This is a genomic window from Acidovorax sp. (genome assembly GCF_034519795.1).
GTDB lineage: Bacteria > Pseudomonadota > Gammaproteobacteria > Burkholderiales > Burkholderiaceae_C > Acidovorax.
Window position 1 is genome coordinate 373,591 of sequence record NZ_JAXHOB010000004.1, and the last position, 22,591, is coordinate 396,181.

General features: G+C 61.5%; 26 protein-coding genes and 1 pseudogene. 20 read left to right on the forward strand and 7 right to left on the reverse strand.

Annotation, left to right across the window (positions count from 1 at the left end; all coding sequences use genetic code 11):
* Nucleotides 1–88 precede the first annotated feature (88 nt).
* Nucleotides 89–1,303, forward strand: coding sequence for a branched-chain amino acid ABC transporter substrate-binding protein (locus tag U5N23_RS05525; protein ID WP_322591812.1), 1,215 nt, complete (start codon nucleotides 89–91; stop codon nucleotides 1,301–1,303).
* Between the two features lie 68 nt (nucleotides 1,304–1,371).
* Here the strand turns inward: U5N23_RS05525 and U5N23_RS05530 are convergent, their stop codons facing one another.
* On the reverse strand, nucleotides 1,372–1,500 hold the full coding sequence (locus U5N23_RS05530; RefSeq protein WP_322591813.1) for a hypothetical protein: 129 nt from the start codon (nucleotides 1,498–1,500) through the stop codon (nucleotides 1,372–1,374).
* 131 nt (nucleotides 1,501–1,631) lie between these two features.
* Here U5N23_RS05530 and U5N23_RS05535 point away from each other — a divergent pair, with 131 nt between their 5' ends.
* From U5N23_RS05535 to U5N23_RS05585, 11 genes and pseudogenes are all read left to right on the forward strand, one after another.
* Entirely contained in the window at nucleotides 1,632–3,422 is a 1,791-nt protein-coding gene (locus U5N23_RS05535) for a glutamine--tRNA ligase/YqeY domain fusion protein (RefSeq protein WP_322591814.1), read from the forward strand.
* Nucleotides 3,423–3,452: 30 nt separating this feature from the next.
* On the forward strand, nucleotides 3,453–4,079 hold the full coding sequence (locus tag U5N23_RS05540) for a DUF4062 domain-containing protein (RefSeq protein WP_322591815.1): 627 nt from the start codon (nucleotides 3,453–3,455) through the stop codon (nucleotides 4,077–4,079).
* Between the two features lie 21 nt (nucleotides 4,080–4,100).
* A complete protein-coding gene (locus U5N23_RS05545; RefSeq protein ID WP_322591816.1) occupies nucleotides 4,101–4,640 on the forward strand; it encodes a DUF924 family protein in 540 nt (179 codons plus the stop codon).
* Nucleotides 4,641–4,747: 107 nt separating this feature from the next.
* On the forward strand, nucleotides 4,748–5,095 hold the full coding sequence (locus tag U5N23_RS05550) for a nucleotidyltransferase domain-containing protein (protein WP_322591817.1): 348 nt from the start codon (nucleotides 4,748–4,750) through the stop codon (nucleotides 5,093–5,095).
* Nucleotides 5,092–5,475, forward strand: a complete 384-nt coding sequence (locus tag U5N23_RS05555; RefSeq protein ID WP_322591818.1) for a HEPN domain-containing protein — start codon at nucleotides 5,092–5,094, stop codon at nucleotides 5,473–5,475. Before U5N23_RS05550 ends, U5N23_RS05555 begins: the two co-directional genes overlap by 4 nt.
* Nucleotides 5,476–5,488: 13 nt before the next feature.
* A pseudogene (locus U5N23_RS05560) lies at nucleotides 5,489–5,665 on the forward strand (DUF924 family protein); the annotation flags it as partial.
* Between the two features lie 118 nt (nucleotides 5,666–5,783).
* On the forward strand, nucleotides 5,784–6,413 hold the full coding sequence (locus U5N23_RS05565; protein WP_322591819.1) for a nucleotidyltransferase domain-containing protein: 630 nt from the start codon (nucleotides 5,784–5,786) through the stop codon (nucleotides 6,411–6,413).
* Between the two features lie 128 nt (nucleotides 6,414–6,541).
* Nucleotides 6,542–6,811 carry a hypothetical protein gene (locus U5N23_RS05570; RefSeq protein ID WP_322591820.1) on the forward strand — a complete coding sequence of 90 codons (270 nt, stop codon included), beginning with the start codon at nucleotides 6,542–6,544 and terminating at the stop codon, nucleotides 6,809–6,811.
* 9 nt (nucleotides 6,812–6,820) lie between these two features.
* Nucleotides 6,821–7,147, forward strand: coding sequence for a DUF924 family protein (locus U5N23_RS05575; RefSeq protein WP_322591821.1), 327 nt, complete (start codon nucleotides 6,821–6,823; stop codon nucleotides 7,145–7,147).
* Nucleotides 7,148–7,277: 130 nt separating this feature from the next.
* Nucleotides 7,278–7,568: a nucleotidyltransferase family protein gene (locus tag U5N23_RS05580; protein WP_322591822.1), complete on the forward strand. Its 291-nt coding sequence runs from the start codon at nucleotides 7,278–7,280 to the stop codon at nucleotides 7,566–7,568.
* 53 nt (nucleotides 7,569–7,621) lie between these two features.
* Nucleotides 7,622–7,906 (forward strand): DUF86 domain-containing protein, encoded by a 285-nt coding sequence (locus tag U5N23_RS05585; protein WP_322591854.1) that lies wholly within the window; start codon nucleotides 7,622–7,624, stop codon nucleotides 7,904–7,906.
* Nucleotides 7,907–8,040: 134 nt separating this feature from the next.
* Here the strand turns inward: U5N23_RS05585 and U5N23_RS05590 are convergent, their stop codons facing one another.
* The gene (locus U5N23_RS05590) at nucleotides 8,041–8,841 is read right to left on the reverse strand and encodes an MBL fold metallo-hydrolase (RefSeq protein ID WP_322591823.1); all 801 of its coding nucleotides are present in this window, start codon (nucleotides 8,839–8,841) and stop codon (nucleotides 8,041–8,043) included.
* A 132-nt stretch (nucleotides 8,842–8,973) separates the two neighbouring features.
* Between U5N23_RS05590 and U5N23_RS05595 the strand changes: the two genes are divergently transcribed.
* The 7 genes from U5N23_RS05595 to U5N23_RS05625 all read left to right on the forward strand — a co-directional run bounded on the left by U5N23_RS05595 (nucleotide 8,974) and on the right by U5N23_RS05625 (nucleotide 14,395).
* On the forward strand, nucleotides 8,974–9,972 hold the full coding sequence (locus U5N23_RS05595; protein WP_322591824.1) for a GlxA family transcriptional regulator: 999 nt from the start codon (nucleotides 8,974–8,976) through the stop codon (nucleotides 9,970–9,972).
* Nucleotides 9,973–10,194: 222 nt separating this feature from the next.
* Nucleotides 10,195–10,647 carry a TerB family tellurite resistance protein gene (locus U5N23_RS05600; protein WP_322591825.1) on the forward strand — a complete coding sequence of 151 codons (453 nt, stop codon included), beginning with the start codon at nucleotides 10,195–10,197 and terminating at the stop codon, nucleotides 10,645–10,647.
* Between the two features lie 29 nt (nucleotides 10,648–10,676).
* Nucleotides 10,677–10,919 (forward strand): hypothetical protein, encoded by a 243-nt coding sequence (locus U5N23_RS05605; protein WP_322591826.1) that lies wholly within the window; start codon nucleotides 10,677–10,679, stop codon nucleotides 10,917–10,919.
* An 88-nt stretch (nucleotides 10,920–11,007) separates the two neighbouring features.
* On the forward strand, nucleotides 11,008–11,964 hold the full coding sequence (locus U5N23_RS05610) for a GGDEF domain-containing protein (RefSeq protein WP_322591827.1): 957 nt from the start codon (nucleotides 11,008–11,010) through the stop codon (nucleotides 11,962–11,964).
* 55 nt (nucleotides 11,965–12,019) lie between these two features.
* Nucleotides 12,020–12,664: a uridine kinase gene (gene udk / locus U5N23_RS05615; protein WP_322591828.1), complete on the forward strand. Its 645-nt coding sequence runs from the start codon at nucleotides 12,020–12,022 to the stop codon at nucleotides 12,662–12,664.
* A 212-nt stretch (nucleotides 12,665–12,876) separates the two neighbouring features.
* Nucleotides 12,877–13,203, forward strand: a complete 327-nt coding sequence (locus U5N23_RS05620; RefSeq protein ID WP_322591829.1) for a hypothetical protein — start codon at nucleotides 12,877–12,879, stop codon at nucleotides 13,201–13,203.
* Nucleotides 13,204–13,228: 25 nt separating this feature from the next.
* A complete protein-coding gene (locus tag U5N23_RS05625; protein ID WP_322591830.1) occupies nucleotides 13,229–14,395 on the forward strand; it encodes a diguanylate cyclase in 1,167 nt (388 codons plus the stop codon).
* On the opposite strand, the gene U5N23_RS05630 is transcribed toward U5N23_RS05625, so the two are convergent.
* From U5N23_RS05630 to mobA, 4 genes are all read right to left on the reverse strand, one after another.
* The gene (locus U5N23_RS05630) at nucleotides 14,392–16,908 is read right to left on the reverse strand and encodes an ABC transporter permease (RefSeq protein WP_322591831.1); all 2,517 of its coding nucleotides are present in this window, start codon (nucleotides 16,906–16,908) and stop codon (nucleotides 14,392–14,394) included. The two genes, U5N23_RS05625 and U5N23_RS05630, sit on opposite strands and share 4 nt — an antisense overlap.
* Before the next feature lie 88 nt (nucleotides 16,909–16,996).
* Complete coding sequence (fdhD, locus tag U5N23_RS05635; protein WP_322591832.1) at nucleotides 16,997–17,815, reverse strand: formate dehydrogenase accessory sulfurtransferase FdhD; 819 nt, start codon at nucleotides 17,813–17,815, stop codon at nucleotides 16,997–16,999.
* Complete coding sequence (locus U5N23_RS05640) at nucleotides 17,812–20,103, reverse strand: FdhF/YdeP family oxidoreductase (protein ID WP_322591833.1); 2,292 nt, start codon at nucleotides 20,101–20,103, stop codon at nucleotides 17,812–17,814. Before U5N23_RS05640 ends, fdhD begins: the two co-directional genes overlap by 4 nt.
* A complete protein-coding gene (gene mobA, locus U5N23_RS05645; RefSeq protein WP_322591834.1) occupies nucleotides 20,096–20,821 on the reverse strand; it encodes a molybdenum cofactor guanylyltransferase MobA in 726 nt (241 codons plus the stop codon). The genes U5N23_RS05640 and mobA overlap by 8 nt, the downstream gene beginning before the upstream one ends.
* A 41-nt stretch (nucleotides 20,822–20,862) precedes the next feature.
* On the opposite strand from mobA, the gene U5N23_RS05650 reads away from it, so the two are divergent.
* On the forward strand, nucleotides 20,863–21,426 hold the full coding sequence (locus U5N23_RS05650) for a nitroreductase (protein WP_322591835.1): 564 nt from the start codon (nucleotides 20,863–20,865) through the stop codon (nucleotides 21,424–21,426).
* Nucleotides 21,427–21,475: 49 nt separating this feature from the next.
* On the opposite strand, the gene apbC is transcribed toward U5N23_RS05650, so the two are convergent.
* Nucleotides 21,476–22,567, reverse strand: a complete 1,092-nt coding sequence (gene apbC, locus U5N23_RS05655; RefSeq protein WP_322591855.1) for an iron-sulfur cluster carrier protein ApbC — start codon at nucleotides 22,565–22,567, stop codon at nucleotides 21,476–21,478.
* Nucleotides 22,568–22,591 lie beyond the last annotated feature (24 nt).

A 22,591-nucleotide genomic window follows, 5' to 3' on the forward strand; every position in this document is an offset into this window, starting at 1 on the left:
CCTGATACGCAGGACAGACAACTTAGGCTAACGTTCGCCACGTGGAAATATATTCACGCTTTTTGTTTTTTTAAAATCTGGAGTTTTTATGCAGTTCAAAATGTCAAGCACTTTGACGGTACTCGCAGCAGCAGTTTTGCTGGTAGCGTGCGGAAAGAAGGAAGAAGCGGCAGCCCCGGCAGCAGCTCCAGCAGCACCCGTTGCGGCGGCACCTGCTGCAGACGCTAGCGTTGTCACCATCGCTCACGTTGGCCCTACCAGCGGCGCTATCGCCCACTTGGGTAAAGACAACGAAAACGGCGCCATCATGGCCGTTGAAGAACTCAACGCCGCTGGCGTGATGATCGACGGCAAGAAAGTCACCATCAAGCTGATGGTCGAAGACGACGCTGCTGACCCCAAGCAAGGTACTGCAGTGGCCCAAAAGCTGGCTGACGCTAAAGTTGCTGGCGTGATCGGTCACCTGAACTCCGGCACCACCATCCCTGCTTCCAAAATTTACAGCGACGCAGGCATCCCCCAAGTTTCGCCTTCTGCAACCAACCCCAAGTACACACGCCAAGGCTTCAAAACTGCCTTCCGTTTGGTGGCTGATGACACCCAACTGGGTGGCACATTGGGCAAATACGCTGTCACCACCCTGAAGGGCAAGTCCATCGCCGTGATCGATGACCGTACCGCATACGGCCAAGGCGTTGCACAAGAGTTTGCCAAGGCTGTTGAAGCCGCTGGCGGCAAAGTGGTTGCCACCGAATTCACCACCGACAAGGCTACTGACTTCAACGCCATCTTGACCACTATCAAGGGCAAGAAAGCTGACGTCGTGTTCTTCGGCGGTATGGACGCTGTTGCCGGCCCTATGCTGCGCCAGATGAAGTCCTTGGGCATCAAAGCCAAGTTCATGGGTGGCGACGGTATCTGCTCCTCCGAACTGGTGAAGCTGGCTGGCGACGCAGTGTCTGACGGCCAAGTCTACTGTGCAGAAGCCGGTGGCGTGGAGCCAGGCAGCACCTTCGAAACCGCCCAGGCTGAGTTCAAGAAGAACTTCAAGGCCAAGTTCGGTGCTGACGTTCAGGTGTACGCACCCTACGTCTACGACGGCGTGAAAGTCATGGTCGCTGCGATGGTGAAGGCCGGTTCTTCCGACCCAGCCAAGTACCTGCCTGTTTTGGCCGCAACCAAAGACTACTCCGGCGTGACTGGCAACATCTCCTTTGACGAAAAGGGCGACATCTTGAACGGCGCGTTGACCCTGAAGACCATCAAGGGCGGCAAGCTGGAAACCATGTCTGTGATCCGCTAAATCCCCCTCGTGGCGGCAACTCCGGTTGCCTCACTTGGCAAAAAGCGCACTGCTTGCAGTGCGCTTTTTTATGCCCACACCAGCTGCGCCCGCCCGCTGGCCTTGGCCTGGTACAGCGCGCGGTCTGCGGCGCGCAGGCTCTCTTGCGGGTCTGTGTTCAAGTCCAGCATCACCAGCCCGGCCGAGCAGCCGCGCAACCAGCCGCTCCATGTGCATGGCCATGCTATTGGTCTCCCGCTCGGCACTCTTCATACGCGTCGCACTTCCTTGGTGGCTATTGGGCAATGTAGCGTCGTCTGCACACACCCGCCCGTCTAGAATTACCCGCATGAGCTCCACCCCCACCGACGCACCCAAAATCAGCAACTTTTTGCGCCAGATCATCGAACACGATCTGGCCGCTGGCACCTACGCCCAGCGCCGCTGGGCCGGCTCCCCTGGCGACGCCGCCCACCACGCCGCAGGCCAGCCCGACCCGGCCAAGATCCGCACCCGCTTCCCGCCCGAGCCCAATGGCTACCTGCATGTAGGCCACGCCAAAAGCATCTGCATCAACTTTGGCCTGGCGCGCGACTACGGCGGCGTGTGCCACCTGCGCTTTGACGACACCAACCCCGAGAAAGAAGACACCGAATACGTCAACTCCATCATCGACGCGGTGAAATGGCTGGGCTTTGACTGGAACGGCGCCCCTGATGCCGCCGCCTACCAGGCCAGCGACTACTTCGGCTTTATGTACCGCGGGGCAGAATATTTGATTGAAGCGGGCTATGCCTATGTGGACGAGCAAACCGTAGAGCAAATGCGCGTCAACCGTGGCGACTTTGGCAAGCCCGGTGTGGACAGCCCCTTTCGCGCCCGCACGCCAGCCGAAAACCTGGCCAAGTTCCGCGAAATGCGTGACGGCAAGCACGAAGACGGATCGATGGTGCTGCGCGCCAAGATCGACATGGCCAGCCCCAACATCAACATGCGCGACCCGGCCATCTACCGCATCCGCCGCGCCACGCACCACAACACCGGCGACACCTGGTGCATCTACCCGATGTACACCTACGCCCACCCCATCGAAGACGCGCTGGAGCAAATCACCCACAGCCTCTGCACGCTGGAGTTTGAAGACCAGCGCCCGTTTTACGACTGGCTGCTGGAGCGGTTAGCCGAAGGCGGCCTGCTGCAAGCACCACCCCCGCGCCAATACGAGTTTGCGCGGCTCAACCTCACCTACGTCATCACCAGCAAACGCAAGCTCGCGCAACTGGTGTACGACCACAAGGTGAGCGGCTGGGACGACCCGCGCATGCCAACAATCGTCGGCCTGCGCCGCCGCGGCTACACGCCCGAGGCGATTCAAAACTTTGCCGAACGCATTGGCGTCACCAAGAGTGATAGCTGGATCGATTACTCCACGCTAGAAGGCTGCCTGCGCGAAGACCTGGAGGCCAAGGCCCACCGCGGCATGGCCGTCATCAACCCCGTCAAGCTCATCCTGACCAACTGGGACGAAGTGATGGGCGCGGGCCACCTGGAGCCCTGCACCCAGCCCGCGCTACCGCATCCACCCGAGGGAGTAGAGAGCCCAACGCGCCACTTCACCATCGGCAAAGAAGTGTGGATCGAGCGCGAAGACTTTGAAGAAGTGCCCCCCAAGGGCTACAAGCGCTTGTTCCCGGGCAACAAGGTGCGCCTGAAGGGCGGCTACGTGATCGAGTGCACCGGCTGCAACAAAGATGCGAACGGCGTCATCACCGAAGTGCTGGCCACCGTCGTGCCCGACACCAAGAGCGGCACGCCGGGCAGCGATTTGGTGAAGGTGAAAGCCGCCATCACCTGGGTCGGCGTGGCCAACGGCGTCAACGCCGAAGTCCGCATGTACGACAGGCTGTTCTTGGACGCACAGCCCGACGCAGGCGGCAAAGACTTTATTGAGAGCCTGAACCCCAACAGCCTGAAGGTCGTCACCGCGATTGTTGAGCCTTCATTGGCCAACGCGTTGCCGGACCAGAAGTTTCAGTTTGAGCGGCATGGGTACTTTGTGGCGGATCGGGTGGACCACGTGACGGGTTCCAAGCCGGTGTTTAACTTGGCGGTGGGGTTGAAGGATAGTTGGGGGAAATAATTGTCAGACCTAAATAGGTAGGGAGAAACAATGGCAAGACCACAAGTATTTATTAGTTCGACTTACTACGATCTAAAAAGCGTCCGAGACGATATCGCTCGTTTTCTAAGGGATGTTGGATATGAAAGCATTAGGCACGAAGTTGGGGGAATACCCTATGCAAAAAACGAAAAGCTGGAAAACTCTTGCTACAAAGAGGTAGAGAACTGCGATGTTCTCGTCTGCATCATTGGTGGACGTTATGGAAGCGCCTCGACAACTTCATCTGGCTCGATTACTCAAAATGAGCTTCGCTCCGCCTATGAACAAGGCAAACAAGTCTTCATATTCGTTGAGAAATCAGTTTTTTCGGAGTATCACTTTTATCAAAATAACAAGCAGTTGGAAGGGGCAAAGTACACATCCGTTAACGACAAACGAGTCTTTGAATTCATAGAAGAAGTTGCCCAACTGCCAACAGGAAATTCACTATTTCCATTCGATACTTCAAGCGAAATTGTTTCGATTCTCCGTGAACAGCTAGCAGGTCTATTTCAACGCTTTCTCTCTGAGCAAACGCTACTGCAACAACGACGCCTATTTGAAGAGCTTAAGGAAGGTCTGAATAACTCGCTGCCGAGGGTGGCAGCGAGTTATTCAGACCTTCCTTATGTCTAGTGCAGAACGAGCAACCGCCGTATGCAACTCAAATCCATCCTCCACTTCTGGTTCGAAGAGCTGACCAACAAGCAGCACTTCGTCAAAGACACCGCGCTGGACGAAGCGATGCGCAGCCGCTTTGGTGCCACGCTGGAAGCCGCAGCCCGCTGCGAGTTGTTTGCCTGGCGCGCTACGCCAGAGGGGCGGCTGGCGGAGATATTGGTGTTGGACCAGTTCTCGCGCAACATCTTCCGCGACACGCCGCGCGCGTTTGCGCAGGACGCGCTGGCGCTGGTGTTGGCGCAAGAGATGGTGGCCGGTGGGCATGACCAGCAGCTTGACGTCGCGCAGCGCGCCTTTGCCTACATGCCCTATATGCACAGCGAGTCGTTGGTAGTGCACGCAGAGGCGGTGCGGCTGTTTGCGCAGCCGGGCCTGGAGAACAACCTGAACTTTGAGCAGCGCCACAAAGCCATCATCGAACGCTTCGGCCGCTACCCGCACCGCAACGCCATCCTGGGCCGCACCTCCAGCGCGGAAGAGCTGGCTTTTCTGAGCGAGCCGGGGTCTTCGTTTTAGGTTGTCGCCCTGTGGCTGCTACGTTTTTGGTAGCTGCTTGCGCATATTGCACAGGGGCTGGAGGCCAATTTGACACAGAATCAGCAGCCCACGGTAAACTTCAACCCATGCTGCCCGAGAACCTCCCCGCCGACACCCTGCACGCCACCCGCGCTTTCGCGGCGCGGGTTGCCAGCGCGTACCCTACGCAGAGCATCATGCTGTTTGGTAGTCGGGCGCGTGGTACTGCGCATGCCGAGAGCGATGCCGATGTAGCCGTGGTGCTCAAAGGTGCGCCTGGGCACTTTGTGCAAACCAAAATGGCAATGAACGACATTGCCTACGACATCCTGCTGGACACGGGCATCCGCATCCAACCGCTGCCAGTGTGGGAATCCGAGTGGGCGCACCCCGAGAGTTATTCAAACCCCCACCTGCTGCACAACATTGCGCGTGACGGCATTGCCCTGTCATGAACGAGCTTGATTTGATGGTCAAGGCGCAGCGGGCACTCACCAGTGCGCGCACGCTGTTGGCCGATGGTGATAACGATGGTGCCTGCAACCGTGCCTACTACGCCATGTTTGATGCCGCACGGGCCGCGTTGCTGGCATGCAAAGCTCCGGTTCCGCCCGAGGTCGCTAAAACCCATAGCGGACTGATCAGCGCTTTCTCATTGCACTTGGTCAAGCCAGGAAAGTTTCCCGTGGAATTGGGTAAGTCATTCAACAAGGCAGAAGACTTGCGGCTGATTGCAGACTACAAAGGCGACCCTCTGGATGCGGACGATGCACGTTGGGTGGTTGAGCAAGCTGGCAGTTTTGTCAGCGCAATCCAAGATCTGTTTTTTTCGTAGTGATGTAGTACACGAAGAGGCGGTGCGGCTGTTTGCGCAGCCTGGCCTAGAGAACAACCTGAGCTTTGAGCTGCGCCACAAGACCATCATCGACCGCTTCGGCCGCTACCCGCTCCGCAATGCGATTCTGGGGCGCGCATCCAGCACAGAAGAACTGGCTTTCTTGAGCGAGCCGGGGTCTTCATTTTAGGTTGCCGCCCTGAAATTGCTACGTTTTTTGTAGCTGCTTGCGCATATTCTGCGGGGACTAGAGGCCGATTTGATTAAAATCTCCAATAAACCCCATTTTGGGTACAATAAACCCCAATATGGGTATCATTCAACCAAGTCCCCCACCAGCAGCCAGCCTTGCCGACGCCCTGTTTCCCAAGGTGCGCCAGCGCGTGCTGGCCGTTTTGTTTGGCACGCCAGACCGCAGCTTTTACGCCAACGAGGTGATTGCGCTGGCCCAGTCGGGCACCGGCGCGGTACAGCGGGAATTGGCGGGCCTGTCGGATGCTGGCTTGCTCACCGTCAGCAAGCAAGGTAACCAGAAGCACTACCAAGCCAACGCCAATGCACCCGTGTTTGCCGAGTTGCGTGGGTTGGTGCTCAAGACCATGGGCTTGGAAGATGTGCTGCGGGCTGCGTTGGTGCCGCTGGCGGCGCAGATTGATTTGGCCTTCGTTTATGGCTCAGTGGCCAAACAGCTAGACACTGCCCAGAGCGACATCGACGTGATGATCGTCAGCCCCGGCCTGGGCTACGCAGACGTGTTTGGCGCGCTGGAGCCTGCCACCCACACGCTGGGCCGCAAGATCAACCCCACGCTGTACACCCCCGCCGACGTGGTCAAGCGCATCCAGAGCGACAACGCTTTTGTCGTGCGCGTTTTACAGCAGCCCAAAATATGGTTGATTGGCAACGAGGAGCAACTGCATGCAACAAGCACTGGATAACCTGTGCGGACCCGGCAAGCCGCTCAAGGCGGAGCCCCCCGATGCCACCGAAATCGCTGGTTTGCTACGCACCGGCACTGCGCGCCTGCACGACGCACGCAACCCAGCTTTGGCACTGGAGAGCCGGTTTGACCTGGCCTACAACACCGCGCACGCCTTGTGCCTGGTCGCGCTGCGCCGCGCGGGCTATCGATCTGGCAACCGGCTACATCGTCTTTCTGGTGCTACCCGACACGCTGGGCTTGGGCCCCGAGGTGTGGCGCGTGCTGGACAAGTGCCACAACACCCGCAACCTCGGTGAGTACGAGGGCTTGATGGAGGTGGATGAGCGACTGGTCACCGATTTGATCGGTGCCACACAGGTCGTGGCTGACGCCATCGGGCCACTACCGCTTTAAACGCGCGCCATGCAACCCCAACCCATCCTCCACTTCTGGTTCCAAGAACTAACCGACAAGCAGCACTTCATCAAAGACCTCGCGCTGGACGAAGCGATGCGCAACCGTTTTGGCTCCACGCTGGAAGCCGCAGCGCGCTGCGAGTTGTTTGCCTGGCGCACTACGGCGGAGGGGCGGCTGGCGGAGATATTGGTGTTGGACCAGTTCTCGCGCAACATCTTCCGCAATTCTCTCCACGATGGGCCGCGCGCGTTTGCGCAGGACGCGCTGGCGCTGGTGTTGGCGCAGGAGATGGTGGCCGGTGGCACGACCAGCAAAAGGAGCTGGCCTTCCTGAGCGAGCCGGGGTCTTCGTTCTAGGTTGCAGCCCTTCTCCTGCTACGTTTTTGGTAGCTGTTTGCGCAATATCGACGGGGGCTAGAGGCCTATTTGACATATAAACTGCGACCCACGGCAAACTCCAACCCATGCGTCCCTCCGAAGCCCTTTCTCTGCACCGCACGCAAATCCGCGAGATTGCGCTGCGGCACCGCGTCAGCGGTGTGCGGGTGTTTGGCTCGGCGCTGCATGGCGACGATACGACCGACAGCGACTTGGACTTGCTGGTGGAGCCCACTGTACAAACCACGCTGATGGACATTGGCGCCATCCGATTTGAACTGAAGCAGTTGCTGGGCATGGATGTAGATGTGCTTACACCCAATGGGTTGCCCGCGAGTTTCCGGGAGCAGGTTTTGCGTGAAGCAGTGGCTGTATAAGCTGTGCGTACCCGCTGCGCATTGCGGATTACCTGCGACACATTGTCGAAGCCATAGGTAACATTCAGGACTACACCGCAGGTGCTGACCTTGCAGGGTTCATGGCCGACCGCAAGACGCAGGACGCGGTGATCCGCAACCTCGAAGTGATTGGCGAAGCCTCGGTCGCCATGGGTGCCTGGTGCAGCGCCTTGGCGGCGCTGGACTTTTACGAACGCAATGCCCGGCATCTGGACCTGCAAGCCATGTCTGCCGATGAGCAGGCCTTATCACGCGCGCATGGCACTTCGGCGGGCAACGACCATCAGTTTGAACGGCCGCACCACCAACGTGTGTGAGAGATTGACCTGGCCATGATGGGGCTGCCCCCTGCCAGCGTGGCACGCGACCTAGGCAAGGCCATGCAATTACCCAAGGCAGTGCTGTGGCAGAAGGCACGGGCTCTGCGACGCATCGTGCCTGAGGCTGCTGGCTACGCCGCAACGCCGTCCCGCACGTCACATGCCATCGTCTCCCCATCCTGCGGCACCCACAGGCGCTGAGCTACCCCCGTAGCGCGGGCAGCCGCCAGCAGGTCTTCCCGCGTGACCGGGCAGTGGCTAATGGCCTGTAGATGGTTGGCAATGACAGTGCCCTGGGCCAGGCGGGTGAGTTCCAGCACATCGTCCACGCCCATGATGATGTCGCCGCCCACATCAAACCGCGCGCCGCCCGCCGGGGCCACGCAGTAATCAGGCTGGTGCTGCTGCACAAAGCCAGCCACGGCGGGGGTGAGGATGGTGTCGCCCAGCAGGTAGAGCGAGGGCTCGCCGGGCTGGGTGATGTAGTAGCCCACGCCGTGCTCCATAAAGCGGCCCACCACGCCTTCGCCGTGCGTGCAGTGCACGGTTTGTACATTGCCCTCCCACAGCGGCACGCCATGGGCATGGTCATCACCCAGCGGCTGCACATTGAGGCCGCGCTGGCGCAGGTAGGCCGCATCGTGCGGGGTGCAGATGACAGGAGTTTGCGTGTCGCGCAGCCACTTCTTGCCAAAGGTGTCCAGATGGTCAAAGTGGCCCTTTTGGCAGTGGGTGATGAGGCAATGGGTGACCTGCTGTAGCACGGCCCCGGCCACCTCGGGCAGGGGCACGGTGGGGTTGCGTTCGCGCTTGCCGTCCAGCAGGCGCAGCGGCGGCAGCGCGCCCCGGGGGGCGAGCATGGGGTCGACCAGGATGTGGCGGTTGCCTATGTGCAGAACGATGGTGGCGTTGCGGAGCTGGGTGATGCGCATGGTGTGCCTCGATTTCAGTGTCGGTTTAGGTTGCTTGCTATGCAGTCGATTCTGAAAGCGCTATGCTCTGGCGCCTCATGTCGTTATTGCCATCTTTAATGTCAATAACGCCAAATTCATTTTTCCAAATCCATGAACACCTCACTCGTCGCCCCCAAACCGTTTCGCATTGGCATCCTGGTGTACGAGGGCTGTGTGGCCAGCGAGGTGTTTGCGCTGTTGGATGTGTTGCGCATCGCAGGCCACATTCAGAAGCAGCGGCGCAGTGTCAGCGCAGCAGCGGTGGTACCCGAAGTGCATGTGCTGGGCCTGGCGGGCCCGCTGGTGCGCGTGGCCAGTGGCGTGCCGCTGGGCGTGGAGCGGCCGCGTGGTGCGTGGGACTTGCTGGTGGTGCCCGGCCCGGACATCAGCCGCCTGGACGACTGGGCTGCCGTGCTGGCGCCGCTGGGGCCCGAGGTCGCCTTTATCCGCAAGGCATTTGCCAAAGGCACGGCGCTGGCCGGGGTGTGCGTGGGCAGCTTTGTGCTGGCGCAGGCTGGTGTGCTGGACGGGCGGCGCGCCACCACGGCTTGGGTGTGCACGGCGCAACTGGCACAGCAGTTTCCCGCCGTGCAGGTACAGGCCGACGCGGTGCTGGTGGAAGACGGCGCGGTGGTGACCACGGGCGCAGTGACCTCTGCGTTTGACCTGGCGCTGCATTTGGTCAAGCGGCTGTGGGGCGCGGGCGTGGCCAGCGCCACGGGTAATGTGGCGCTGCTGCCCCAAGTGCGCGCCAGCCAGGCGCCCTATGTAGACGCCACGCTGGTAGACCGCACGCTGCCGCCGTTTTCCCAAGGCGTGGCGCAGTGGCTGCAGACCCGGCTGGCCGAGCCGTTCAAGCTGGCCACATTGGCGCAAGCCTTTTATGTGAGCCCACGCACGCTCCTGCGCCGCGTGAAAGAACAAGCCGGCTGCACACCATTGACGCTGCTGCAGCGCGCCCGTGTAGAGCAGGCCAAACACTTGCTGCGCAGCAGCCAGCAAAGCCTGGCCCAGATCACCCAGGCCGTGGGCTACAGCGACGTACCCACGTTTTCGCGCCTGTTTGTGCAACAGGTGGGTTGCTCGCCGGCGGTGTTCAGGCGGGGGTAAGACCAGCTGGCCAAGGGATAAGCGCTGTCCAGCAAACGAGAGGGGGCAGCTTTTCTCGTAACCCGGACTGGGGAACAGCCTGGGCTTTAAGTTGCGGCACGACTTAAGGTCAATTTTTTACGTAACTTCGCCGTCAGCTCAGCACCGCTACACGCGCGGTTATAGGCCCGGTGCCAAAATAGTAAACCCCATACCCTATTTCGCACCGCTCCTTCCTTGCCCATGCTCAGCTCCCTCCAAAACCTGCTCAGCAGTTTCTTCATACCCGACGACTCCACCGTGGTGCACGGCGGGCGCAATCTGCAGTTGGCCACGGCTGTGTTGCTGTTTGACGTAATGCGCTCGGACGACAACACCAGCGACGCCGAGCGGGCCCAAGCAATGGCTGCCTTGCGCCAGCGCTTTGGCTTGAGCGACGAGGCTTTGGCAGAGTTGATGGTGCAGGCCGAACAAACCGCCACACGCGCGAACGACTATTTCAGCTTCACAAGCCTGATGAACGACGAGTTCACGCAAGACCAGAAAATCCAGGTAGTCGAGTTCATGTGGCAAGTGGCCTACGCCGACGGCGCGCTCGACGCCAACGAGCACCACATCATCAGCAAGGTGGCCGGCCTGTTGCATGTCACCCACGGCGAGTACATCGCCGCCAAGATGCGCGCCAAGTACCCATGACATTGTCAGGCCCACTCACACTCCAGGTCGTGAACGCCAATGTGCACAGCGTGCACCTGGCCAACGGCGCGCATGTGGGCAACCTCAAGCGCATCGGTGCGGTGTGGAAGTTCAAAGCCGTGGGCTACGACGACACCGGCGCAGTAGAGCCCGGCGGCGGCCCGCTGACGGACCAGCACAATATGGTGTTTACCCAGCCCGACGCCGAAACCGTGAGCGCGCGCCTGCTGGGGAACCCTTTTCAGTCAACCGAGCCACCGTTGCCAACCTGAAATAACGGCTTCACAGTACTATGTACTTTACGTTGAGGCTAAAAGGCGTAGACCGGCCCCTTGACCGTAACAACACAGGGAGAGCCGCATGCTGGATTTCATCTTTGACAACGGCTTTATGCCCCACGGATATTGTTTCTTGTGGCGCAAAGATCTGCTGTTCATGATGATTCTTGGCAATGCGCTGACCGTCGTGTCTTACAGCTTGATCCCGGTGGCCTTGGTTCAGCTCGTCAGAAAACGCAAAGACCTCAAGTTCAATGGCGTCTTCTTGTTGTTTGCCGCGTTCATTGCGTTTTGCGGAGTCACGCACGCATTCGAAATCGTCAATATCTGGAATGGCTACTACTTCTTACAAGGCGCGGCGCAGCTGATCACCGGCTTGGTATCCGCGCTCACTGCCTTCGTTTTGTGGCGCCTGATACCGACCATCTTGGCTATCCCCAGTCGCGAGGCTTTGAATACGCAAAACGAAGAGCTGCGCAAGGCTCACGAAGAATTGGCCGCGACCAATCTGCGTCTGGAACAGAAGGTCAAAGAGCGCACTGAGTCTTTGCAGCACCTGGCCAATACCGACCCGCTCACCAAAATCAAGAACCGCCGTGCAATATTGGAAACGCTGGACTACGAGATTCAGCGCTACCAACGCACGCCGCACAGCCTGTCGGTTTTGATGCTGGACATTGACCATTTCAAGACGATCAACGACACCTTTGGCCATCTGGAGGGTGACACCATGTTGCTCAAGGTGGCGCAGGTAGTTTCGGGCGCTTGCCGGCAAACCGACTCGGTAGGCCGCTATGGCGGTGAAGAGTTTTTGATCGTGTTGCCAGAGACAAACATCACGGATGCCAAAGACTTGGCCGAGCGCATTCGGCTGGCCATGAAGGACTGCCCGACCAAGACAGGGGACGCGTTGACTTGCAGTATTGGCGTTGCCACGCTCACCGAGAGCCAGGAGATTTTGGAACTCATTAAGGTGGCGGACGACCGGGTTTACGCCGCCAAAGCCCAAGGCCGAAACCGCGTGGTGTTTGAGGGCTAAGGAAGTACCCCTTCTGTAAAATGCCGCCCTTTGCCCGCCCTGATACAAGGACCAGATGCCCAAAGCCAATAACTACAAACCCTTCGTCATCGGCGTCGCAGGCGGCAGCGGCAGCGGTAAGTCCACGGTGACGCGCCAAGTGCTGGCCTCCATCGGCACTGAGATGACGGCGGTGGTGTTCCAAGACGACTACTACTGCGACCAAACGCATTTGTCGCCTGAAGTGCGGCGCAAGATCAATTACGACCACCCCGACGCGTTTGACTGGCCGCTGATGGTGCAACATGTGCAGGCGCTGCGACGCGGCGAGTCGATTGAGATGCCTACCTACGATTTCACGCAGGACAACCGCGCCAGCCAAACCATCACCGTCAAGCCCGCGCCGGTGATCGTGATTGAAGGCTTGTTTGCGCTGTTTGACGCCGACTTGCGCGCGATGATGTCGCTCAAGGTGTTTGTAGACACCGCGTCCGACGTGCGCTTTATTCGCCGCCTGCAGCGCGACATGGCCGAGCGCGGGCGCAGCGCCGAAAGCGTGATCGCGCAGTACCTCGAAACCGTGCGCCCCATGCACAAGCAGTTCATCGAGCCCACCAAACGCAACGCCGATGTGATCTTGCCGCACGGCGCCAACGGCCCCGCAGTGGACATCATCACCACCAAAGTGGTCAACGTGATCCGGGATTTGGAGCGTACCTAAGCGGCCAAAGTTACAAACCGAACACCCCGTCCCCAGCAACGCGATATGAGCGCTGTTTGTCGGTGGCCGCGAGTTGGCGCGCTGACGCCAGCAGGCATCTCGGGCAGCCATGCACTGCCACGCATCACTATGCTTTTGGAAGCTGCTCGCGCATATTCCATGCGGGCTAGCGGCATAAAACACCATAATGCTGAAAACACCCCGCCGCCACTATGCCCCGCCGCAAGCACCACCACGTTTACGTGATCGAACTCTCCCAAGATGTGCTCTTGGAGCCGCGCTTTCGAAAAAACAACCCGGGCTATGTGGACGGCAAACCCTGTGTGTACGTGGGCATGACGGGGCTGGACCCGGATGTGCGTTTTGACAAACACAAGGCAGGTATCCAGTCCAACCGCTACGCGCAGCAGTACGGCCTGCGCCTGCTGCCCGACTTGTATGAGGGTTTCAACCCCATGGGCTACCAAGATGCAGTCGATAAGGAAATCGAAGTAGGTATCGACCTGCGCTCGGCAGGGTTTGGCGTGTGGCAGGCCTGAGACGAATGCGATACTGGACCGCAAGATGACTACCCTCGTCAGCCTTCAACTCCTGCTCTACGCCCTGCTATGGCTGCTCTGCTCGGCCGGTTTGCGACTGGGGCGTGCAGCCATGCTGCACTGGATGGGCTATGCGCTGGCCAGCGCCGGGTCGATTGCACTCATCGCTTGGCGGCCCGACGGACCGGTGTGGTTGACCCACAGCGGCTCTAGCCTGGCGGTGATGCTGAGCCTGGTCTTGGCCGGGCGTGGGGTGGAGGTTTTTATGGACTTGCGGCCCAGCGACAAGCCGCTGGCGCTCATGGTGCTGGTCGCCGTACTGGGTTTGGCCTGGATCGGGCCCCACCAAACCAATGCCCGAGTGGCGCTGATGTCCAGCCTGAACACCTTGCTGCTACTTCTCTTTCTGGCGCGCATACGCTTGGCATTTCTGGCCGAGTTTGGTTTGCCCACAACAATCGCCGCAGCTATGCCACCGCTGGCGCTGGTTGGCCTGAATATCTACTTCGTGTCGCAAGCCCTCACAGGTGCCAACTTTGACATTGCGGGCGACAGCAGCGCCGCTGCGGGCGCCTGGATCACCACGCTGGTTGCCGCCGCAGCCTTCAATTACTTATTTTTGTTTTTGGTTGGTTTTCGTCTAGTGGGCACCCTGCGTCGCCAGGCCCGGCAAGACAAGCTCACCGGCCTGCACAACCGCCGCGCCATGGAAGATCGTCTGCAGATGGAGTGGGTGCGCGCCCAACGCTACACAAAGCCCTTTACGGTGATCTGCGTGGACATTGACCACTTCAAACTGATCAACGACCAATACGGCCACGCCATGGGTGACCGTGCGCTACAAATGGTGGCCCATGCGCTGCAAGCAACTGCCCGGGACACGGACCATGTGAGCCGCATCGGAGGCGAGGAATTTTTGGTTCTGATGCCAGAGGCCGACGCCCGCAGTGAAGGTGTCGCCCTGGCCGAACGGCTGCGCCAGGCAGTGGCCGCGCTACAGCTGCAGGCCTCTGCGAACACAACGATTCCGCTACGCGCCAGCTTTGGAGTCGCCCAATCGCACCCTGACGATATGGACCAAGAGCGCGTGCTGCGAAGGGCCGATCAAGCCTTGTACGACGCCAAACACGCAGGCCGCAATTGCGTGGTGCTGCACCAAGACGCGCAGCGCGCGCCTGCGACTGGCGACTAACTGGCGGCTCGCCGCAAGGTATCCACCACCGGGCGGCGCAACACGTCGCGCAGACCCCACCAGCCCGCTGCCAACGCCAGCACAGCCCCCGCCAGCGCGCCCAGCAAAGGCACCCAAAGCGACACCGTCCACGCAAACTCAAACACAAACCGCGCCAGCGCCCACCCCACAATGGCCGCCACGATAGACGCCAAGAAGCCCGCCAGCAGGCCCACGCCCGCCAGCTCGGTACGCTGCACCTGGCGCAGCAGGCTGCTGCCCGCCCCCACCGCCCGCATGATGGCGAACTCGCGCGCGCGGTCTTCGCGCGTGGCGGTCACCGCAGCAAACAACACCACCAAGCCCGCGGCCAGCGTAAAGCCAAACAAAAACTCCACCGCGCGTATCACTTGGTCCAGCACGCGCTGCACTTGATTGATGGTGCTGGTCATGTCCACGTTCGTGATGTTGGGGTAGGCGTGCACCAGGGCGTTGTCAAAACCTGGTGTGTCTGGTGCTTTAAACGCGCCCATGAAAGTGCTGGGCACATCCGGCAAAACGGCCACCGGGTACATCACAAAAAAGTTAGCCCGCATCGAACCCCAGTCCACTTTGCGCAACGAGGTAATACGCGCCTCATTCTGCAAGCCGCCAATGTCAAAGCGCAGGCTGTCGCCCAGCTTCAGACCCAATGTCTCGGCGATGCCCTCTTCCACACTGATGGCGCCGGCCTCGTCCTCGGTCCAGTTACCCGCCACGATCTCGTTGTGCGGCGGATTGTTACGCGCGTGCGAGAGGTTGAACTCGCGGTCCACCAAGCGCTTGGCGCGGTCTTCGGTGTAGTCGTCCGGCGAGACCTCTTTGCCATTGACCGCCAGCAGGCGGCCGCGAATCATCGGGTACCAGTCAAACTTGGTCACGCCCGCCGTCTTGAGCGATTGCTGGAACGCGTCCGACTGCTCAGGCATCACATTGATCACAAAGCGATTCGGCGCATCAGGCGGTGTGGCTTTGCGCCAGCTGCTGATCAGGTCAGTGCGCAGCAACACGAGCAACACCAGCGCCAGCAAGCCCACCGACAGCGCGCTCACCTGCACTACGGTGTACGCCGGGCGCGCCGAAATTTGCCGCGTGGCCAACACCAGCCAACGCGGTGCAGTGGCCTCGTTCACGCTTTTGCGCAGTAGCTTCACCGCCACCCAACTCAGCGCGGCAAACACCAAGACCGCCCCCGCAAAACCGCCCACCGCAATCAGGCCCAGCAGCAAGTCGCTGCTCACCGTCATCAGCAAGGCCGCAAAACCGGCCACGCCAATCGCCAACACGCCGAGTGACGCCGGGCGCAGGTTGCCCACATCACGCCGAATCACGCGCAGCGCGGGCACCTGGGCCAGTTGCAACACCGGCGGCAGGCCAAAGGCCATCAGCAGCGTCAACCCCATACCCAGCCCCAACAGCACCGGCATGACCGACGCAGCAGGCAAGGCAGCATCGACCAAACCGGCCAATAGCGCGACGAACAGGTAATGCACGCCAAACCCCACTACCACACCCAAGCCGCTGGCGAACAGGCCGACCAATGCGAACTCAAACGCGTAGGCACTGGCAATGGTGCGCTGCGACAGGCCCAGCACGCGCAGCATGGCGCAATCGTCCAAATGGTTTGCGGCAAAGCCGCGCGCGGCCAAGGCCACCGCAACCGCGCTCAGCAAGGCGGCCAGCAACGCCACCAAGCTCAAAAACTTTTGTGCGCGGTCCAGCGTCTGGCTCATCTCAGGCCGGCCGCTTTGCAGCGACTCGACCTGCACGCCGCGCACGCCGCCCTTCACCTCAGCGTCTGCCCACTTCACGTAGCGCTGTACGTCGGGCTCCGCCCCCGCCACCGCCATGCGGTAGCGCAGGCGGCTGGCGGGTTGGATGAGCCCCGTTGCAGCCACATCGGCGCGGGTAATCATGACGCGCGGCGAAAAGCTCATAAAGCCACCGCCGCGATCAGGTTCGATGGTGATGATCTTGCCCACGGTGAACCGGGCGTCTCCCAGCAGCAGCGGGTCACCCACTTTCAGACCCACAGCCTCTAGCAAGGCCGCTTCGACCCAGGCTTCGCCTTTGGCGGGCGTGTCACTGGTGGGCGCGTCAGGTGCCCCGGGCGCCGTGGTGACGCGCAGCTTGCCGCGCAGCGGGTAGCCCGGCTCCACCACTTTGAGTGACACCAGCTTGGCCGCACCGCCTTGGTCGTCGCTGGCGCGCGCCATGGTCGGAAAGCCCAAGGTGTGGACTACCTGCAGCTTGAGCGAGCGGGCCATCTCTTCGAACGCCGGCGGCGGCGGGTTGTCGCTGGACACCACGGCATCGCCGCCCAACAGCTGGCGCGCATCGCGCTGCAGGCCGCCTTGCAGACGGTCGGCAAAAAAACCCACCGCGGTGAGTGCGGCCACGGCCAGCGTGACGGCCACAATGAGCAAGCGCAACTCACCCGAACGCACATCACGCCACAGCGTGCGCCAGCCCAGCGCAAAAAAGGAAATATTCAAAACCAGCTCCTAGTGCGTCACGACAGCGGGCATTATTCACCCAGACGGTCTACCCCCTGTGCGCTAGGGGACTAGGCGCGCAGCCAAGCTACGGACAGTAGCGCACGGCCTGCTCGCCCCGGCACAAGCCCCACAGCGTGAGCCCCGCCGCCTGCGCCACCTGAATCGCCAGCGCAGTCGGAGCCGAAATGGTGGCCAGCGCGGGAATGTGCAGCCGCGCGCACTTGCGCACCAGCTCGTAGCTGGCGCGACTGGTCATCACCACCAAGCCCGGCTCGTGCAGACGATCCGCTCGCGCCAAGTGGCCCAGCAGCTTGTCCAGCGCGTTGTGGCGACCGACGTCTTCCAAAACATCCGTCAGCACGCCGTCGGCACGCACCCAGCCCGCCGCGTGCAGCGCGCCACAGGCCGCGTTCAGCACCTGACGCTGCGGCATGGCGGCCAGCGCGGCCAGCAACACCCCGGTCGGTAATTGGGCCAGCCAGGCTTGTGGCGCCATCGGGGGCAGCAACAGATCCAGCGCGTCCAGGCTTTCTACCCCGCACAGGCCACAGCCGGTGGCCCCCACCAAGCTACGCCGGCGCTCTTTGAGGCGCGCGAAGCAGCGCGCCGAAATTTCCATCTGCACCGCTGCGCACGGCACAGCCAGCGTTTGCACGGTCTCCACTTCCACGCCGTAGCAATCTACCGGGCTGTCCAGAATGCCTTCGCTGAGCGCAAAACCCAGCGCAAAGCTTTCCAAATCTTGCGGCGTAGCCATCATCACAGCGTGGGCAATGCCGTTGAACACGAGCGACACCGGCACCTCGGCCGCCACCTGGTCTTGCGTGGTCTCCTTGGCAGGCCAGCGCTCTACCGTGGCCGACACCAGCGGCGGCAGTGCAGCTGGCGCTGCGGGATCGCTCATGCCGCGCCACCGTGCGGCAACAGCAACACCGGCACGCATTTGGACGTGGGCGTACCCGCATGCAGCGCCACAGAGTCCAGCGGCACCAGCGAATTGGTCTCCGGGTAATACGCAGCCAGGCAGCCGCGCGGGATGTTGTAGGCCACTAACTTGAATCGCTCGGCTCGGCGCTCTTCACCATCATCCCACACGGTTTGAAAGTCGATCCAGTCCCCGTCTTTCATGCCCAGGGCACGAATGTCGTCTGCATGGATGAACACCACGCGGCGCTGGCCGTAGACGCCCCGATAGCGGTCGTCTGCACCGTAGATGGTGGTGTTGTACTGGTCGTGCGAGCGCAGGGTGGTTAGCGCGAACACGATGGCATCGCCCCGGCGCGCGCGGGCGCGCTGCAGGGGCGTGCCGCGCGGTATCTGGTGGGTGTTGAACTCGGCCTTGCTGCTGGCCGTGGCCCAGACCCGCTCGCTGGCGGTGTTGCGCAGTCGAAAGCCGCCCGGCACGGCCACGCGCTGGTTGAAATCGTAAAAATCGGGAAACACCGCCTCAATCTTGTCGCGGATACGGCGGTAGTCTTCCACCAGCCAGAGCCACGGCGTTGGGCTGCGCGCGCCCAATGTGGCCACCGCCAGCCGCGCCACAATGGCGGGCTCGGACAGCAAATGCGCAGAGGCTGGCGCGTTGATGCCCATGGAGATATGCACCATGCTCATGGAGTCTTCCACCGTCACGCCCTGCGGGCCAGCAGCTTGTTGGTCTACCTCGGTGCGGCCCAGGCAGGGCAAGATCAACGCGGCCTGGCCATGCACCAAATGACTGCGGTTGAGCTTGGTGGCGACGTGCACGGTGAGCGCACACTGGCGCAACGCCTTCCAGGTTTGCACCGTGTCGGGCGTGGCCGCCGCAAAGTTGCCACCCAGCGCAAAAAACACCTTGCCGCGCCCGTCCAACATGGCGCGAATGGACTCCACGGTGTCAAAGCCAGGCGCGCGCGGCGGAGCGAAGCCAAAGTTCTTTTCTAAGCTGTCCAACAACGCTGCGGGCGGCTTCTCCCAGATGCCCATGGTGCGGTCGCCCTGCACGTTGCTGTGACCGCGCACTGGGCACGGGCCCGCACCGGGGCGGCCAATATTGCCGCGCAGCAGCAACAGGTTGACGATCATTTGGATCGTGGCCACCGCGTTTTCGTGCTGGGTAATGCCCATGCCCCAGCAGGCGATGACACGTTTGGCTTGGCGGTACACCTCGGCTGCGGCCCGCATCTGCTCGACGCCCAAGCCAGTCTCGTCTTCCAATAAGGTCCAAGACTCCGCCCGCAAGTCGTCCAACAGCGCCTCGGCGCCGGTGGTGTGCTCCGCGATAAAGGCCAAGTCCAGCACCGGCTCACCCGCATCGTGCAGCTCCACCAGATGCTTCATCATGCCTTTGACAAACGCAAAGTCGCCGCCAATGCGCAGCTGGAAGTAGTGGGTGCTGATGGGCGAATCACCCAAGGTGGCCATTTGCAATTTGTTTTGCGGGTCGGCAAAGCGCTCCAGCCCGCGCTCGCGCAGCGGGTTCAGGCTGACAATGCGCGCGCCGCGCTGGGCGGCCTGGCGCAATTCGCCCAGCATGCGCGGGTGGTTGGTGCCGGGGTTTTGGCCGAAGATGAAGATGGCATCGGCGTGCTCAAAGTCTTCCAGCGTGACCGTGCCCTTGCCCACGCCAATGCTCTGGCGCATGCCGGTGCCGCTGGGCTCGTGGCACATATTGGAGCAGTCGGGGAAATTATTGGTGCCGTATTGCCGCACGAACAACTGGTACAAAAACGCCGCCTCGTTGCTGGCCCGCCCGGACGTGTAGAACATCGCTTGATTCGGATCGGGTAGCGCATTCAGGTGCTGGGCCACCAGTGCAAACGCGTCGTCCCAGGCAATAGGTTGGTATTTGTCAGTCGCGGCGTCGTACACCACAGGCTCGGTCAGTCGGCCTTGGTCTTCTAGGTAGAAGTCGCTCAGCGCGGCCAGCTCGGTCACCGTGTGCTGCGCAAAAAAGTCTGCCGTCACGCGGCGCGCGGTGGCCTCGGCGGCGACGGCCTTGGCGCCGTTTTCACAAAACTCAAAGCTGGAGGTGTGGTTGCGGTCCGGCCAGGCGCAGCCGGGGCAGTCAAAGCCATCCGGTTGGTTAGCCGACAACAGGGTGCGCGCGCCCTTGACCGGAATGTCTTGCCGCACCAGGGCTTGGCCCACGCTGCCCAGCGCGCGCCAGCCACCGGCCGGGCCGTCATAAGGTTCAATTTTTGCGTCACTCATGCTCGGTGTTCTTTGTCTGTTGGTGGCCTACGTCGCGAGCAGCCAGCCCGTCCAAATCATCTTGCGTATTGGCGTTGGCGAAGGCGGCGGGGCCGTAGTCCGCCTCGTCAAACAGCACAACCACCACCGTCTGCTCTGCCGCCCAAGCTCCAATTTTGCGCCCACCGTCGGCCAAGAAAGCATCCAGCCCCGCAGCTACGCTCACCTTCATCAGGCAAAACACGGGCTGCTTGGCACTTTGCCACTGCCCCGGCGCGACTTGCTGGCGGGTTTGCACCATCGCCAAATCCGCACCACTGACCTGCAAGCCCTGCAGCAAGCGCTGCGCCAAGTCCAATGGGAAACGCGGGCTGTCGCAGGGTACGGTCAGGAGCAGCGGCGTCTGGCACTGGGCCAGCCCGGCAGCCACGCCCGCCAATGGACCGGCAAAGTCGGGCAGCGAATCCGCCAACACGGGCGCGCTGCCTACATCCAGCAACTGGTCTGCCAGCGCCTGGTAGCGCGCAATGTGGCGGTTGGCGTTGACCCGCACCGCGCCCAGCGGCCCACCCTGTTGGGCGAGCAAACGCTGCAAAGCGTGCTGTGCCAGGGGTACGCCATTTAGCATTTGCAGACCTTTGTCGACCCCGCCCATTCGGCTGCCGCGCCCACCGGCCAGCAACAAGCCGGTGACATGGGACAAGGTGAGAGCAGCCGAGTTGGCAGAGGGCGTGACCATGGGCTAAGGATAGCCGCAGCGCGCTGCTATTCTTGCGCCCCATGAGCAACCCCGATGCACTCCAGACCCTGCTAAGCCGCTACTCGCTAGGCGTCAAACATTTGGTGACCCCAGCCCCCGACGACGCCGCGCTGGCGCAAATGGCCGCCGCCGCCCTGCGTGCACCCGACCATGGCGAGCTGGTGCCGTTTCGCCTCGCGGTCGTCCAAGGCGAGGCCCGCGAGCGGCTCGCCAAGCTGTTTGCTGAACACGCGCAGGCGCGCGGCAAAGACGCTGAGGGCATTGCCATGGAACGAGAACGCGCGCTGCGGGCGCCGCTCACCGTGGCGGTGATCGCCCGCATTGACCTAGGCCACACGCTGGTGCCCGCGCATGAGCAGTGGATGGCCGTGGGCGGGGCGGTAGCCAACTTTTTGAACGCGGCCCATGCGCTGGGCTTTGCCGGCAAGATGCTCAGCGGCGACAAGGCGCGCTCACCCAAACTCATCGAGGCCTTCTGCGTGCCGGGCGAAACTCTGGTGGGCTGGGTGGTGCTGGGCACACCGGCCCGCACGCCACGCGGGGATGGGCGCAAAGACAACGCCAATACGCTATCGTATTGGTAGCTGCTCGCGCATATTCCACAAGGGCTAGAGGTAGATTTGTCTTAAAAAATCAGGTGTTTTTGCTGATGGCGATGGTGGGAAACTTGCTGGAAAAGTCCTTGGCCTGCGCCGCAATCTTCACCGCCACCTGGCGCGCAATGGCCTTGTACATACCGGCCACTTCACCATCGGGATCAGCCACCACGGTAGGGCGGCCACTGTCCGCTTGCTCACGGATATGCAGCGCCAAAGGCAGAGCGCCGAGGTAGTCCATTTCGAACTCAGCGGCCATTTTTTTGCCACCGTCTTCGCCAAAAATGTGTTCGATGTGGCCACAGTGGCTGCAGACATGCACCGCCATGTTTTCCACAATGCCCAAGATGGGCACGCCCACTTTTTCAAACATCTTGATGCCCTTCTTGGCATCCAGCAGCGCAATGTCTTGCGGGGTGGTCACCACCACCGCGCCGGTGATGGGCACGCGCTGGCTCAGGGTGAGCTGGATATCGCCGGTGCCGGGCGGCATGTCCACGATCAAGTAGTCCAGATCTTTCCAGTTGGTTTGGCGCAGCAACTGCTCCAGCGCCTGGGTGGCCATGGGGCCGCGCCAGATCATGGCTTGGTCAGGCTCCACCAAAAACCCAATTGACATGACCTGCACACCGTGATTGACCATGGGCTCCATGGTCTTACCATCTTCCGACGGCGGGCGGCCTTCGATGCCCATCATCATGGGCTGGCTGGGGCCATAGATATCGGCGTCCAGCAGGCCCACGGTGGCGCCCTCGGCGGCCAAGGCCAACGCCAGGTTGGCGGCCGTCGTGCTTTTGCCCACGCCGCCCTTGCCCGAGGCCACGGCCACGATATTTTTAACCCCCGGCAGCAGTTGCACACCGCGCTGCACCGCGTGGGAGACGATCTTGGTATTGGGGGTAATCTGCACGGTTGCCACACCGGGCACGGCCATGGCGGCCTCGGTCAACAACTGCACCAGCGCAGGCCAGCGGCTCTTGGCCGGGTAGGACAACTCTAGGTCCAACCGCACGGCGTCGCCGTCGACGGCGATGTTCTTGAGGGCCTTGGCGCTGGCAAAACTTTGGTTGGTGTGGGGGTCAACGACGGCCTGCAGGGCGTCGGAAATGGCTTGTACAGTCACTGGCATGAAAACTCCTGAATCCGCCAAGTC

Bases quoted from the DNA above. Each gene is read 5' to 3' on its own strand.
- U5N23_RS05525 (WP_322591812.1), top strand. From the start codon at position 89: ATGCAGTTCAAAATGTCAAGCACTTTGACGGTACTCGCAGCAGCAGTT.
- U5N23_RS05535 (WP_322591814.1), top strand. From the start codon at position 1,632: ATGAGCTCCACCCCCACCGACGCACCCAAAATCAGCAACTTTTTGCGC.
- U5N23_RS05540 (WP_322591815.1), top strand. From the start codon at position 3,453: ATGGCAAGACCACAAGTATTTATTAGTTCGACTTACTACGATCTAAAA.
- U5N23_RS05545 (WP_322591816.1), top strand. From the start codon at position 4,101: ATGCAACTCAAATCCATCCTCCACTTCTGGTTCGAAGAGCTGACCAAC.
- U5N23_RS05550 (WP_322591817.1), top strand. From the start codon at position 4,748: ATGCTGCCCGAGAACCTCCCCGCCGACACCCTGCACGCCACCCGCGCT.
- U5N23_RS05555 (WP_322591818.1), top strand. From the start codon at position 5,092: ATGAACGAGCTTGATTTGATGGTCAAGGCGCAGCGGGCACTCACCAGT.
- U5N23_RS05565 (WP_322591819.1), top strand. From the start codon at position 5,784: ATGGGTATCATTCAACCAAGTCCCCCACCAGCAGCCAGCCTTGCCGAC.
- U5N23_RS05575 (WP_322591821.1), top strand. From the start codon at position 6,821: ATGCAACCCCAACCCATCCTCCACTTCTGGTTCCAAGAACTAACCGAC.
- U5N23_RS05580 (WP_322591822.1), top strand. From the start codon at position 7,278: ATGCGTCCCTCCGAAGCCCTTTCTCTGCACCGCACGCAAATCCGCGAG.
- U5N23_RS05590 (WP_322591823.1), bottom strand. From the start codon at position 8,841: ATGCGCATCACCCAGCTCCGCAACGCCACCATCGTTCTGCACATAGGC.
- U5N23_RS05595 (WP_322591824.1), top strand. From the start codon at position 8,974: ATGAACACCTCACTCGTCGCCCCCAAACCGTTTCGCATTGGCATCCTG.
- U5N23_RS05600 (WP_322591825.1), top strand. From the start codon at position 10,195: ATGCTCAGCTCCCTCCAAAACCTGCTCAGCAGTTTCTTCATACCCGAC.
- U5N23_RS05610 (WP_322591827.1), top strand. From the start codon at position 11,008: ATGCTGGATTTCATCTTTGACAACGGCTTTATGCCCCACGGATATTGT.
- udk (WP_322591828.1), top strand. From the start codon at position 12,020: ATGCCCAAAGCCAATAACTACAAACCCTTCGTCATCGGCGTCGCAGGC.
- U5N23_RS05620 (WP_322591829.1), top strand. From the start codon at position 12,877: ATGCCCCGCCGCAAGCACCACCACGTTTACGTGATCGAACTCTCCCAA.
- U5N23_RS05625 (WP_322591830.1), top strand. From the start codon at position 13,229: ATGACTACCCTCGTCAGCCTTCAACTCCTGCTCTACGCCCTGCTATGG.
- fdhD (WP_322591832.1), bottom strand. From the start codon at position 17,815: ATGAGCGATCCCGCAGCGCCAGCTGCACTGCCGCCGCTGGTGTCGGCC.
- U5N23_RS05640 (WP_322591833.1), bottom strand. From the start codon at position 20,103: ATGAGTGACGCAAAAATTGAACCTTATGACGGCCCGGCCGGTGGCTGG.
- mobA (WP_322591834.1), bottom strand. From the start codon at position 20,821: ATGGTCACGCCCTCTGCCAACTCGGCTGCTCTCACCTTGTCCCATGTC.
- U5N23_RS05650 (WP_322591835.1), top strand. From the start codon at position 20,863: ATGAGCAACCCCGATGCACTCCAGACCCTGCTAAGCCGCTACTCGCTA.
- apbC (WP_322591855.1), bottom strand. From the start codon at position 22,567: ATGCCAGTGACTGTACAAGCCATTTCCGACGCCCTGCAGGCCGTCGTT.